Source organism: Schleiferilactobacillus perolens DSM 12744 (assembly GCF_001435585.1).
Lineage (GTDB): Bacteria > Bacillota > Bacilli > Lactobacillales > Lactobacillaceae > Schleiferilactobacillus > Schleiferilactobacillus perolens.
This window is the reverse complement of sequence record NZ_AZEC01000005.1, coordinates 53,905-66,328: the sequence shown is the minus strand read 5'-3', so window position 1 is coordinate 66,328 and position 12,424 is coordinate 53,905. Positions and strand designations below refer to the sequence as shown.

Annotated in this window: 11 protein-coding genes and 1 other annotated feature; of the genes, 2 read left to right on the top strand and 9 right to left on the bottom strand. The window is 48.6% G+C overall.

Annotation, left to right across the window (positions count from 1 at the left end; translation table 11 throughout):
* Positions 1-50: 50 nt before the first annotated feature.
* From pheT to FD09_RS06955, 5 genes are all read right to left on the bottom strand, one after another.
* Positions 51-2,462 (bottom strand): phenylalanine--tRNA ligase subunit beta, encoded by a 2,412-nt coding sequence (gene pheT / locus FD09_RS06975; protein ID WP_057819730.1) that lies wholly within the window; start codon positions 2,460-2,462, stop codon positions 51-53.
* A gap of 4 nt (positions 2,463-2,466) precedes the next feature.
* Positions 2,467-3,513, bottom strand: coding sequence for a phenylalanine--tRNA ligase subunit alpha (gene pheS, locus FD09_RS06970; RefSeq protein WP_057819728.1), 1,047 nt, complete (start codon positions 3,511-3,513; stop codon positions 2,467-2,469).
* Positions 3,514-3,701: 188 nt separating this feature from the next.
* Positions 3,702-3,910, bottom strand: a binding site (T-box leader).
* Between the two features lie 60 nt (positions 3,911-3,970).
* On the bottom strand, positions 3,971-4,333 hold the full coding sequence (locus FD09_RS06965; RefSeq protein ID WP_057819727.1) for a winged helix-turn-helix transcriptional regulator: 363 nt from the start codon (positions 4,331-4,333) through the stop codon (positions 3,971-3,973).
* A gap of 91 nt (positions 4,334-4,424) precedes the next feature.
* The gene (locus tag FD09_RS06960) at positions 4,425-4,925 is read right to left on the bottom strand and encodes an HD domain-containing protein (RefSeq protein WP_057819725.1); all 501 of its coding nucleotides are present in this window, start codon (positions 4,923-4,925) and stop codon (positions 4,425-4,427) included.
* Positions 4,926-5,054: 129 nt separating this feature from the next.
* Complete coding sequence (locus FD09_RS06955; RefSeq protein ID WP_057819723.1) at positions 5,055-5,810, bottom strand: TrmH family RNA methyltransferase; 756 nt, start codon at positions 5,808-5,810, stop codon at positions 5,055-5,057.
* Between the two features lie 219 nt (positions 5,811-6,029).
* On the opposite strand from FD09_RS06955, the gene FD09_RS06950 reads away from it, so the two are divergent.
* Both FD09_RS06950 and yidC read left to right on the top strand, forming a co-directional pair.
* On the top strand, positions 6,030-6,305 hold the full coding sequence (locus FD09_RS06950; protein WP_057819721.1) for an acylphosphatase: 276 nt from the start codon (positions 6,030-6,032) through the stop codon (positions 6,303-6,305).
* 98 nt (positions 6,306-6,403) lie between these two features.
* Complete coding sequence (gene yidC, locus FD09_RS06945) at positions 6,404-7,369, top strand: membrane protein insertase YidC (RefSeq protein WP_083487630.1); 966 nt, start codon at positions 6,404-6,406, stop codon at positions 7,367-7,369.
* 48 nt (positions 7,370-7,417) lie between these two features.
* Here yidC and FD09_RS06940 read toward each other — a convergent pair whose 3' ends face one another.
* The 4 genes from FD09_RS06940 to gndA all read right to left on the bottom strand — a co-directional run bounded on the left by FD09_RS06940 (position 7,418) and on the right by gndA (position 12,309).
* The gene (locus tag FD09_RS06940; protein ID WP_057819719.1) at positions 7,418-8,392 is read right to left on the bottom strand and encodes a S41 family peptidase; all 975 of its coding nucleotides are present in this window, start codon (positions 8,390-8,392) and stop codon (positions 7,418-7,420) included.
* 17 nt (positions 8,393-8,409) lie between these two features.
* Positions 8,410-9,999, bottom strand: coding sequence for a HAMP domain-containing sensor histidine kinase (locus tag FD09_RS06935; RefSeq protein WP_057819716.1), 1,590 nt, complete (start codon positions 9,997-9,999; stop codon positions 8,410-8,412).
* A gap of 9 nt (positions 10,000-10,008) precedes the next feature.
* The gene (locus tag FD09_RS06930) at positions 10,009-10,695 is read right to left on the bottom strand and encodes a response regulator transcription factor (RefSeq protein ID WP_057819714.1); all 687 of its coding nucleotides are present in this window, start codon (positions 10,693-10,695) and stop codon (positions 10,009-10,011) included.
* Positions 10,696-10,887: 192 nt separating this feature from the next.
* Positions 10,888-12,309, bottom strand: coding sequence for an NADP-dependent phosphogluconate dehydrogenase (gene gndA / locus FD09_RS06925; RefSeq protein WP_057819712.1), 1,422 nt, complete (start codon positions 12,307-12,309; stop codon positions 10,888-10,890).
* Positions 12,310-12,424 lie beyond the last annotated feature (115 nt).

Here is a 12,424-nt window from a genome sequence, read left to right as displayed (position 1 = left end):
TCTACCTAGTAATCACTGATAGCCATTATACAAAATGGCACCGGAGAATGCTACCGAATCTGGGCATGCAATTGTTTCTCTAATTGTTCACTAATCCGGCTGAAGTCTGCATTGACCTGGGATTCTTTCAATGTATCAGCAGGGTTCAAGAAAGTCAGCGTGTACGCAAGTGACTGGGTGCCAGCCGGCAGCTTCTCACCCTTGTATACATCAAACAGCTGGACATTCTGCAAGAACTCGCCGCCATGGGCACGGATGGTTGCCAGGACTTGGGCATTGGTGACCTCTTCTGGCAGCAAGAGTGCAATATCCCGGGTCACTGACGGATACTTCGGTGCGTCTTGGGCCATTAGTGCGACCTTCTTCGCGGCCAAGATAATGTCCAGGTTCAGTTGGAAGACGAATGTATCGGCCGCATTAATCGCTGCCGTGCGGGCTGGATGCACTTCCCCAATGAAACCAAGTAACTGGTCCCCAAGGTAAATGTTAGCCGTCCGGCCAGGATGCATTTCTGAATATTGATCTGTCGCCGTATAGCGAATCGGATCAGCCAGGTGTAATGGGGCCAAATAGTTTTCAACGATTCCTTTGACTAAATAGAAATCCGCAGGCTGTTCGGTTGTTTCCCACGCGCGGCCTTGCCATTGACCAGAAATCAGGCCGGCCAAGTACTCCACTTCACGAGGACGCACCGTTTTTTCGTCATCTTTGAGGAACACCCGGCCTTGTTCAAATAAGGCGACATCTTTCACGCTGTGAGCGATGTTATAAGCCAAATCATCGATTAGCCCCGGTAGTAAACTCTGCCGCAGTACTGCATGGTCCTTAGTCATCGGCCAATCCAAGTGGGTCGGTACCGATTTTTCCTGCATGAACTCAGTCGCTTCATCTTCGTTCACCAATGCGTAACTAATGGCTTCATTCAGCCCCGCCGCCAGCAGACTGCGCTTGCTGTAGCGAATAAGCTTTTGAATGGGTGTGAACCGCGCAACAGTGGTGGTTGCTTCCGGTAAAGTGCTCGGTAAGTTGTCATAGCCATACAGCCGGGCTACTTCTTCGATGAGGTCTGCTTCAATGCTGATATCCCAGCGCCGAGGGGGGATGCTGACGGTGAATAAACCATCGGCTTCCTCCACGCCGAAGCCTAACCGACCAAAGATGTCTCGTACGGTATCGGTCGAAAGTGTTGTCCCCAATACGTGATTAATCCGATCAATAGAAATATCTACCACCACCGGCAAAACGTCCATATTGGCCGGCGATAATACCCCTTTTGCAGTATTTGCCTCAGCCAATTGTTCAGCTAATTGAGCCGCATGATCAAGTGCGGTCAACACGTCGGCTTTATTAATGCCCTTTTCAAAACGAGTAGATGCCTGAGAACGTAAATTGTACCGCTGGGCAGTCTTACGAATCGGCGTCGGTGGGAAAACGGCTGCTTCAAAGACCACGGTCTTGGTTTTCTCAGTCACTTCTGTGCTCAGTCCACCCATGACACCAGCTAAAGCGATTGGGTCTTGACCGTCGGTGATGACAATATCTTGGGCCACGAGTTCGTGATCATTGCCGTCCAATGTGGTGAGCGTTTCACCCGGTTGGGCATGCCGGACTAAAATTTCCTTATTTTTCAACTTATCATAGTCAAAAGCGTGCAGAGGCTGACCATATTCCAGCATTACATAATTGGTGATATCGACAATATTATTGATCGGCCGCACTCCGGCATTCCACAAACGAACCTGGAGCCATAATGGGCTCTCGTGAATGTGGACGTTTTGGACGATGCGCAGATGATAACTCAAAGACGCATCATCGGCCACTTTTGCTGTCAACAAATCATCGATTGGTGCACCTGTTTCCGTCACCGTGGGCTTCGTGAATTGCGGCTTTTCGTTGAGCATTGCCCCAATTTCCCAAGCAGCCCCATGCATACCTAATGTATCGGCCCGATTTGGTGTAATATCCAAATTTAAAATTGGATCGTCCATGCCCAGTAACGGGAAGACAGATTCACCGGGAGTGTGCGGCTCATTGAATACATAGATACCGTTGGCATAAGCCTTGGGCACCACAGCTTCAGGAAAACCGATTTCTTGCAGGGCACAGATCATGCCCATGGATACTTCGCCGCGCATCTTGCTCTTTTTGATTTTAGTGTGATCAGCAATCCAAGAATTAGGTAAAGCGACAATCACATACTGCCCGGCCGCCACATTGGGTGCCCCACAGACAATTTGGTATGGCTCGGATTCTCCCACATCTACCTGACAAATATGGAGGTGATCAGAATTCGGATGGGGTTCAGACTTTAAGACGTGGCCGACGACGACCTTCTTCATCCCTTGCTCCCGCAAAAAAACCTCTTCCGTCTCAATCCCAGTCCGGGAAATTTGATCCGCCAATTTTATCGGATCTTCTGTTACTGGTAAGTACTCGTTCAACCATTTGTAAGAAACTAACACGTCTTTAGCCCTCCTGTTTGAATTGCGTCAAGAATCGTTGGTCATTCAGATAGAAATTACGGATGTCCTCAATGCCGTATTTCAACATGGCAAAGCGGTCAGGGCCTAATCCGAAAGCAAAACCACCATAGACATCGGCATCCACCCCAGCGCTCTTCAAGACGTTGGGGTGCACCATGCCGGCACCCAGCACTTCCACCCAGCCATTGTCCTTGCTGGTCACGTCATCACTACCGGCCTTACTGCCCCAAGACACGTCAATTTCTACAGAAGGTTCCGTGAATGGAAAGTAGCTGGGTCGTAACCGAATCTTGTGGTTAGCGCCAAAGACGTGTTTCGCCAGCACCTCCAAAGTCCCCTTCAGATCTGCCATGGTGATGTGTTTATCAATCACCAGACCCTCAATTTGGTGGAATTGATGGGAGTGGGTCGCATCATCGGTATCCCGACGATAAACCCGTCCAGGAGAGATCATTTTCAGCGGACCTTTAGAAAAATCATGCTTCTCCAATGTTCGCGCCTGCACAGGACTCGTTTGCGAACGCATCAGCACCTCTGGCGTGATGTAAAACGTATCTTGCATATCCCGAGCCGGGTGATTCTTGGGTACGTTAAGCATTTCGAAATTATAATGATCCGTTTCTACTTCCGGACCATCCACCACTTGGTAACCCATCCCCATGAACAGCTGTTCAACGTCTTCCATGACCTGGTCCAACACATGCATGGTACCTTCGTGGACTGGTCGACCAGGGAGCGTCACATCCAATGTTTCCTTAGCCAATCGGGCCTGCAACGCATCGGCTGCTAGTTCCGTATGGCGCTGATCAATGGCCGCTGTTAATGCGTCCCGGACCGTATTTGCAAAACTGCCAACGACGGGCCGCTGCTCTGGTGTTAAATCCTTCATACCCCGTAAGACACCTGTTAAAGCGCCCTTCTTCCCCAGCGTTTGAACTCGAATCTGGTTTAATGCATCCAAATTTGCTGCAGCGCTGATCTGGGTCAATGCATCGTTCTTAATCTTGGTTAACTCATCTTGTAAAGCCATGTGTCTACCTCGCTTTGATTGGGTGCTACCATGCTTCGTGCCAAAACAGGATTGGATAAAAAGTATGCCTGACCTGCCGTGCCCCTCCGATTGCTTCGCATTGGCACTATAATTCATCAGGATTTAACATTCTATTCAAGCTGTAAAAAGGGGAAATTACTCTATGGGACAAAAAAAATCCCATCCCCCAAAGGGACGAGATCCGCGGTACCACCCTAATTTTATTTATCTGTCGACAAATAACACTTAATCCAGATAACGGTCTGTGACCGGACATCGTTACTGTCGTTTCACGATGCCGACTCCGAAGTGAATTGGCCGAGCGGTTGATTTCCTCACACCATTGCAGAAATCTCTCTGTCGATGCCCGGTGACTATTCTTCATCAATGTCGTTAGATTATGCTTCCATCATAATAACGACTTACTGAAAAAGCAAGTCGTTATCCAGAAACAAACCTATTCGTTGCATTCTTCAGGCGTGATCCATTCATCAGCCCAATGGTGGATGTCGGTCATGACAGGCTGTAAAGACGCCCCCCGAGCGGTTAATCGATATTCGATCAACGCTGAGTCATCATGGGTCACCCGTTCCACAAAGTTTTCTGACTCTAATTCCCGCAACCGTTCCACCAATACCCGATCGGAACATGCAGGCACCATAGCAGCTAATTCCTTGAACCGCTGAGTCCCATTCTTCAGTAGAGCTTCAATAATGAGTCCGTTCCATTTCTTACCTAGTATGCTAAAAATCTTAGCAAATCGAGGACAAAGCCCTTCTTCTGTATAGGGCTTCGCGGCAACTGTTGTGATTTTATCCATTTTACTGTCACCCCGTTCACTTACATAAGGTAAGTATATAAAAAAAACACACCGGTTGCAAGGAATGCTGCCGATGTGTGGATTATTCAGGTTAAAATGTGGAAACGAGCTTGCGCTTCAGCTCGTGCCATTGACGCTTGGCCGTGGGTTTGCCAACTTCCTGCATGGCGGCGTAATCATCCACCAAAGAAACCACCCAGCTCTCCTTATACCGCGGTACGGCTAAGGTCGCGCCAAACATGTGCTTCAGAATAATATCGCGCTCCATGTCTGACAATGCGGTGATCTTTTCTGCGTTATGCACAGCGATTCGGGGATGGATATAGGCATGTGTTCCCAAATCAAACTTGGTATTGCGCCAATCATAGTAAAACATGTCGTGTAACAAACCCGCTCGCGCCAACGCACGGCAGTTCAAATGAAGTTTCTTGCCGACTAAAAAGCTATCATACGAAACGGTGATCGAATGCTGCAGTCGATTTGTGTAATGGTGCTGCGTATATTGTGCCAATTTTTGCACTTCTGGGGTGGCCAGGAGGTCATCCACATAACTGCGGTACTCCTCGTTCTCTTGCCAAGGCAGTTTCGCCAAATATGTCACTCCTTATTGAACATCAGACACTTCAATTTTAATTCAAACTCCATTATACACGAAGCTGACCAAAAAAAGCTACTTTGCCACACAAATGTAATCGTTACCGGTACCGGTCTTAAGATTTCCTTACACCATTTGAAACATTAGCACGCCGGCAGCGATGGCTGCGTTCAATGATTCCGCCTTGCCAGGCAAAGGAATCACCAAATTCGCTGTTGTCTCTTTAGCTAACTCGGGGTTCATCCCGTTGCCTTCGTTACCAATCACCAATCCAAAGGTGCCAGTCGGTTTGACCGTACGATAATCCACAGCGTCTTGATTGACCAAGGTGCCATACACTGGTGCTTGAGCAGCCTGGAATTGGGCAATGGCATCTGCCAGCGGCATCTGAACTAGCCGCAAATGGAACTGACTGCCCTGCATAGCGCGGACGACTTTCGGATTAAAGGGCCAGGCAGTCCCCGTGCCTATAATCACGCCCGCATAACCGGCCGCATCAGCTGTCCGGATCATGGTGCCCACATTGCCGGGATCTTGCACAGCATCCAACAATAACCAGCCGCCGCTGATTTGTTCCGGCAAAGTCATGGTCGGAATCGGCGCAATGGCAAACATGCCCTGGTTAGTCTCGGTAGCGGCCAAGTGTTTAGCCACATTGTCGGCAATCACCCAGCTGTTGTCGTAATATTGTTTGACCACATGATCATCTTCATGATTTTCGGTGATCAATAATTGTTGCAGCGGTACCCCGGCGGCCACTGCTTCATTGATCAGGTGCGGTCCTTCAAGAAAATACGCATTTTCTTTAATTTGGTATTTCTTGGTCTGCAGCTTCACGGCATTCTTGATCTGCTCGTTGCGAATCGATTCAATATATTCCAAAATGTTCCTCTTTCCTGGATTGCAAACAAAAGTTAACGTGCTGGGGCCGTGCCAAAGCTACGCATTGGCACTGGCTTCGCTCTCACTCAACATTTTATTATGCATCCTTTTTCCGCATGCAATGGACGAAATATCCTACACGTCTTTCATCCCATTATGCAACCGCGGCGCAACATAGTAAAATGGGATTAGATCAATTTTTCGTTTGGAGGGTTTTTCATGCGTGCAGTCAGTTTACATGTCTATGGCCGCGTTCAAGGCGTCGGCTTCCGCTGGTTAACTAAAATGGTGGCGGACCAATTAGGAGTTACTGGTTTCGTTGAAAACAAAGCAGATGGTTCTGTCTACATTGAAGCGGCAGGTGAAGAGCAGCCGCTGGATAAGTTTATTGGCGCAGTGAAAGCGTCACCCACACCCAGTGGTCACGTCACAAATGTCGATATGGTGGAATTGTCCCCCCTGCCAAATTACAAGGGCTTTCGTGTCACGGCTTGATTTTTAGTTAATAATTCGTTCTTCGGGCTGATTGTCAAACCCTGTCGTTTACCGTAAGATGGGTGTTATTGAGATTTTCGAAGAACGGAAGGTAAATTGTGTTGAAGAAGAAATACATTCGGTATGCATTAATTCTGAGCAGTCTGGTGATTCTGGTCATCGTCCTCAGTGGTTGTGCACCGCAGGGAATTCAAAACTACAAAGCCCCCACTAGCGGCCCTTGGGGTTGGACATATAAGTATTTAGCCGTGCCTTTACAGCGTTTTATGTATTGGTGTGCAGACCTAATCGGTGGTCCCAATGGGTTTGGTTGGGGCATTGTCAGTTTGACCTTGGTTATTCGTCTATTGTTAATGCCACTTATGTTGCGGCAACAAAGTAATGCGGCCTACCAACAGGAAAAGATGGCCGCCATTCAGCCGCAAATTCAGATCATCCAAAAGCTGAACAAGCAAAATCTGACCATGGAGCAAAAGCAGCAACTGTCTGCCAAGCAAATGGAACTGTTCCAGCAGAATAATGTGTCCATGCTCGGGGGGATCGGCTGTTTACCGTTGCTGATTCAGTTGCCGATTATGACGGCCCTGTATCAGGCAATCCAGTTCGCCCCGCAAATTTTCAACGCCACTTTCTTTGGCATCAATTTGGGCCAGCGGAATTACGTCATCGCCATTGTCGCCACCCTCATTAGTTTGCTTCAGGGCTGGATGATGACCATCGGCGTGCCTGCCGCACAAAAGAAGACAATGGCCACCACCATGCTGATGAGTCCATTGATGACATTATTCTTCACATTGTTCTTACCAGCCGGTCTGGGCCTTTACTGGTTAGTGGGTAACTTGCTGTTTGCCTTTCAGCAAGCCATCACGACTTGGATTCTGCAGCCGCGGATGCGTAAGCGCGCAGCTCGGGAATTGAAGGAACACCCAATTCAACAGGTGGTGACAGAGGATATGTTTGGCAACATGACTGCGGAAGCAGCGGCCAACGATCCCAAGGTACAGGAAATCCACGAAAAGAACCGCGAACGTAATGCGGGCAAACAACAACGTCCCCGCGACTAATAAGAAAAAATAGGACCTTCCAGTGAAAAAAGCTGAAGGGTCCTATTTTTATTTTGCGTTTAACCAATCAAAGACTGCCTTGCTCAATGCTTGTTGATCATTAGCGGGAAGAATTTTATCTGGGTAAATCGGATCCTCGTGGTACACTTTTACCGCATTATCCTTGGCCCACGATGTCGTCATGCTGACTATTAGTGTATGGCCCAGATACGAATATGATTGACCCACATTGCCAGAAAGAAAGCCGCCAGTCGGGGTGCCAAAAATTTTCACCTTTGGATTGTTCCGTAATGCCAGTGCGGTGAACTCTGCGGCACTGGCCGTGCGCTTACTGACGAGTACGGCGACTTTCAAACCGGTACGTTTCGGAAACGGCTTATCCAGGGTTAACTGATCGCCGCCTGATCCATTGGCCACAATCCCTTGATTTTGCAGGGTCCAGGGCTGAGCTGGGCCATTCTTTGGCACTAATGAAAATATGTCTCCTTGGGGCACCAGCGCCGCAACTGCCATAATCATAACCTGGGGAGACCCGCCATAGTTGTTGCGCAGGTCAATGATAATGCCGCCTTGGGCTTTTTGCACTGCCCGATTGACCGTGTTGATATATACAATAACGGATGGTTCCTTGAAGGAGTTTGGCCAAAACGATGGTAAGTCAATCCACTCGTATCCCTGTTCCGTCACGACGGTAGGCCGAGTGATATCTCTTGCTTCCCCCGGCAAATATACCGACGAGTGCGGATTGGCCTCCGCCACAGCAGCACGCAAATCTGTTAGATTGTGAATTCGCGCGGCGACTTTTTGTGGTGTGCCATATTTGGCTACCCAAGCGTGCCGATTCGTAGCTGTCATGACGGCGTGCTGCCGGACATCATTGATCACTGCTTCTGGCCGCTCATCACCCAGCCAAGTGGGCCAAAAACGAGTTTCTGCGCTGTGCCAGAACGCAAAAAATGCGCCGCCAGCAAGGACGACCACGGCCAGTAACAGCCACCATCGACGGTGCTTGAATCGACGCATTTTTACTCCCCCTTGAATCAAGACATCTTGATAATGCCTGGCGGTAAGCCCGGATCATCATCATGATGATGATCCGTAGCTTCAGCCGCCTCATCCGGCGGCAAAGGACCTTTAAACAATGGCAGATCAATACGGAAAACAGAACCGTGCCCTTCAGCGGATTCAACCGAAATTTGGCCGCCATATTCTGTAATCAACCGGTGAGCAATGGATAATCCTAACCCGTTACCAGAGACGTCTTCATCACTGCGCGCCTCATCAGCACGGTAGAAACGATTAAAGATTTGCGAGACATCCTTGGCGGCAATGCCCCGACCGAAGTCTTGGACAATGATCGACACATTGCGTTCGTCTGTGGCGGCGCTCAGATGAATCTCTTTGCGCTGGCGCGAATATTTAACCGCATTATCAATCAGAATAATCAAGACCTGTTCAAGGTGATTGCGATAAATTTGAACAGCCGCGGATTGGGGTAAATCAAAATCACTTTCGATTTGAAAATCTGGATGGAGCATCTTACTGTTGTTATACACTTCCTGCAGAAGCGGGGTAATCACCGTCACGGCTGTCGGGTGGGTCGTGGCGGCAGAATCGGCCCGCGTCAAATCGAGCATTTCTTGAATCAAGTGTTTCATTCGCCCCAGTTCCTGCAAGGACGCGTCCAAGGATTCATCCAGCACTTGGGGGTCATCCTTGCCCCAACGGTTCAGCAACTGCAAGTGGCCTTCCAATACGGCGACGGGTGTACGTAACTCATGGGAAACATCCTGAACGAACTGCTGTTGTTGTTGAATATATCTTTGGAGCCGATCCAACATACCGTTAAATTCGTCCACCAGCTGGCTCAACTCATCATGACCACGTAACGGTCGTAACCGAATATCGGTATTCGGATCATCATGCACGACGGCCATCGTTTCCGTCATTTCTTTCACTGGCCGCAGCAGCTTGGTCATCAAATACACACTGACCGCCAATATCAGAACGAATACCAGTGAACCAATGGAAATAATTTGCATCAGAAGCCGATACATACTCGCGTTGTAACCAGTCAGACTGTTCTTTACGATTACCGAACCAATATTTTGACCCGTCATGGCCGATTGAATTTGCAGAACACCAAACATGCGATTGCCGCCATCCTGCTTAATGACATGCACACCGTTGGTCATATTGCGATAATCAATCGCTGGATTGCGAGAATTGAAGACCACTTGATGCTGGCGGTTAAATACCGTCACAGTCACTTGTTCCTGCATCATCATCGCGACCAGTGAATCCTGCGAAAAGCTGCCTTGATCTGGCCTGCCCCGCTGATCGTCGTTACTCACGACAAAATTGGGATTCAAGACGGGGTTGACGTCATTGATCGTCAAATCTTTCTTGAATGGTGAGAGGCGTTGCGAAACGGCTGTCAATGTGTTCTGCACGCTCCCCTGCTCCCGGGCTAAGAGGATTTGCGACACAGAGTGATATAACACACCGGTGAAAATGCCGAAGAAAATGACCATTGTCCCAGCCACGATCAACGTCCACTTAGTGCGCAGAGATAAGCGCCAGTCGATCCGCCGCTTCTTTTCTGATTTGTCTTCTGTGTGCTTCGCCATAAAAAACGATCACGACCGCATAACGTACCCGGTACCCCGGACAGTCTGAATGTAACTGGCCTTGTCGGGAACGTCAATCTTGTTGCGCAGATAACGAATGTAAACATCAACGACATTGGTTTCCGCGCTGGAATCATAACCCCATACTTTCCGCAGGAGGACATCCCGGGAAAGGACGACATTAATATTCTCCACTAACGCCAATAATAATTCGTACTCCCGCTTCGTTAACTCAATGACCTCGTCACCACGCCGTACGATCCGATTCTCTTTCTCGATGGTTAAGTCACGATAAGTGATGGTGTGCTGCTTATTTTGCGTATGCGCATTCTCGATGTCGATCCGTCGTAACAACGCCCGCAACCGAGCCAGTAATTCTTCGATGGCAAAAGGCTTGACGATATAATCGTCCGCCCCATGGTCCAAACCGGATACGCGATCAATCACAGAATCCCGGGCAGTCATCATGATAATGGGCGTATTCTTTTGTTGGCGCACACGCCGACAAACTTCCAAGCCATTTAATTCGGGCAACATGAGATCCAGCAGAATTGCGTCCCAATCATGCTTTAATGCGGCCTCCAGCCCCGTGCGGCCGTTGTTGTGCACTTCCGTCTTGTAGCCTTCATGTTGTAATTCGAGTTCCACAAACCGGGCCAAGTTCTTTTCATCTTCAATAATCAATATACTTTGCATTATGCGTTTGCCACTCCCGTTCTTGCTAAAAAAGTCACATGTAATAAGGAAATAATTTGTCATACATGAGCAGATTTGTTCTCATTCTACCACAGAAACACAGAGAGCGAAACTGCGGCGAATGCCGAAAAAACAAGGTGCTCGCCCAGTTGGCAAGCACCTTGTCCAAGAAGATTTGATTAAATTGACCGATTATTGTTCTTTGTACCAAGTGTAGTGAAACACGCCTGGCCGATCGTTACGCAGATACGTGTGCGCACCAAAGTAATCCCGTTGGGCCTGAATCAAATTGGCGGGTAAAACAGCACTGCGATAAGAATCATAGTAGTTGATGGCTGCAGAGAAAGCAGGAGTCGGAATACCCGCTTGGACGGCAATGGCCACCACGTCCCGGACACTTTGCTGATACTTATCGGCAATGTCCTGGAAATATTGATCCAGCAGCAAATTACCCAGTTCTGGATCACGCTTGTAAGCGCTCGTGATCTCTTGCAAGAATTGAGCTCGAATAATACAGCCAGCACGCCAGATCTTAGCAATCTCACCAAAGTCTAAGTGCCAATCATATTGTTTAGAAGCTGCACTCATCTGGGCGAAGCCTTGCGCATAACTCATGATCTTTGCGAAATACAGAGCTTCCCGAATCTTTTCAGTGAGCTTAGCGTGATCGCCTAAGTCCGGCTTGCCAGTGTGCACCGGCAACACCTTGCTGGCGGCCACCCGTTCGTCTTTTAATGCGGAGATATAACGGGCGTATACGGATTCTGTGATCAGGGTTTGCGGTTGGCCTAATTCCAACGCATTTTGAGAAGACCATTTACCAGTACCCTTATTACCCGCAGCGTCTAAGATGACGTCCACCACTGGTTTACCAGTGCCTAAGTCATCTTTCCGCGTTAAGATATCGGCGGTAATTTCAATCAAGTAGCTGGACAGTTCGCCTTTATTCCATTCGGAGAAGGTATCTGCCAAGTTTTCTGGCGTTTCACCGAGTAATTGCCGCAAGAGATTATAGCTTTCTGCAATTAGCTCCATATCACCGTATTCAATTCCGTTGTGCACCATTTTGACATAGTGGCCAGCACCATTGGGCCCGATATAAGTGACACAAGGTGCACCATCCTTAGCTTTTGCAGAGATTTGCTCTAGGATAGGCGCCACCAAATCATACGCTTCTTTTTGACCACCAGGCATTAGTGACGGACCTTCTAGGGCCCCTAATTCACCACCGGAAACGCCCATGCCGATGAAGTTGATCCCGGACTTATCCAGTTCGGCATTGCGCCGCATTGTGTCTTCGAAGAATGTATTACCCCCATCGATCAACACGTCGCCCTTATCGAGCAATGGCAATAACTGTGCGATCACAGCATCCGTTGGCTTACCGGCTTTAATCATCATCACAATCCGACGCGGTTTCTCTAATGAATTAACAAAGTCGGCCAAGGTGTAACTGGCCACTAACTTTTTATCGCTGTGTTCTTTCATGACTGCTTCCGTCTTAGAACCAGTCCGGTTAAAAATTCCGACTGTGTATCCCCGGCTTTCAATATTCAAAGCCAAGTTCTTGCCCATGACGGCCATACCGATGACGCCAATTTGTGGCTTGTCCATTATTAAACCTCCATTTTTATCAGGTAATCCAATCCATTAGTCCCTTGGGCAAACGGATTAGAAGACCTATTTACTCTTCATTTCAATGATACCAGAATCGAACGCGAGCGCCACT

Bases quoted from the DNA above. Each gene is read 5' to 3' on its own strand.
- pheS (WP_057819728.1), bottom strand. From the start codon at position 3,513: ATGGCTTTACAAGATGAGTTAACCAAGATTAAGAACGATGCATTGACC.
- FD09_RS06965 (WP_057819727.1), bottom strand. From the start codon at position 4,333: ATGGATAAAATCACAACAGTTGCCGCGAAGCCCTATACAGAAGAAGGG.
- FD09_RS06950 (WP_057819721.1), top strand. From the start codon at position 6,030: ATGCGTGCAGTCAGTTTACATGTCTATGGCCGCGTTCAAGGCGTCGGC.
- FD09_RS06940 (WP_057819719.1), bottom strand. From the start codon at position 8,392: ATGCGTCGATTCAAGCACCGTCGATGGTGGCTGTTACTGGCCGTGGTC.
- FD09_RS06935 (WP_057819716.1), bottom strand. From the start codon at position 9,999: ATGGCGAAGCACACAGAAGACAAATCAGAAAAGAAGCGGCGGATCGAC.
- FD09_RS06930 (WP_057819714.1), bottom strand. From the start codon at position 10,695: ATGCAAAGTATATTGATTATTGAAGATGAAAAGAACTTGGCCCGGTTT.
- gndA (WP_057819712.1), bottom strand. From the start codon at position 12,309: ATGGACAAGCCACAAATTGGCGTCATCGGTATGGCCGTCATGGGCAAG.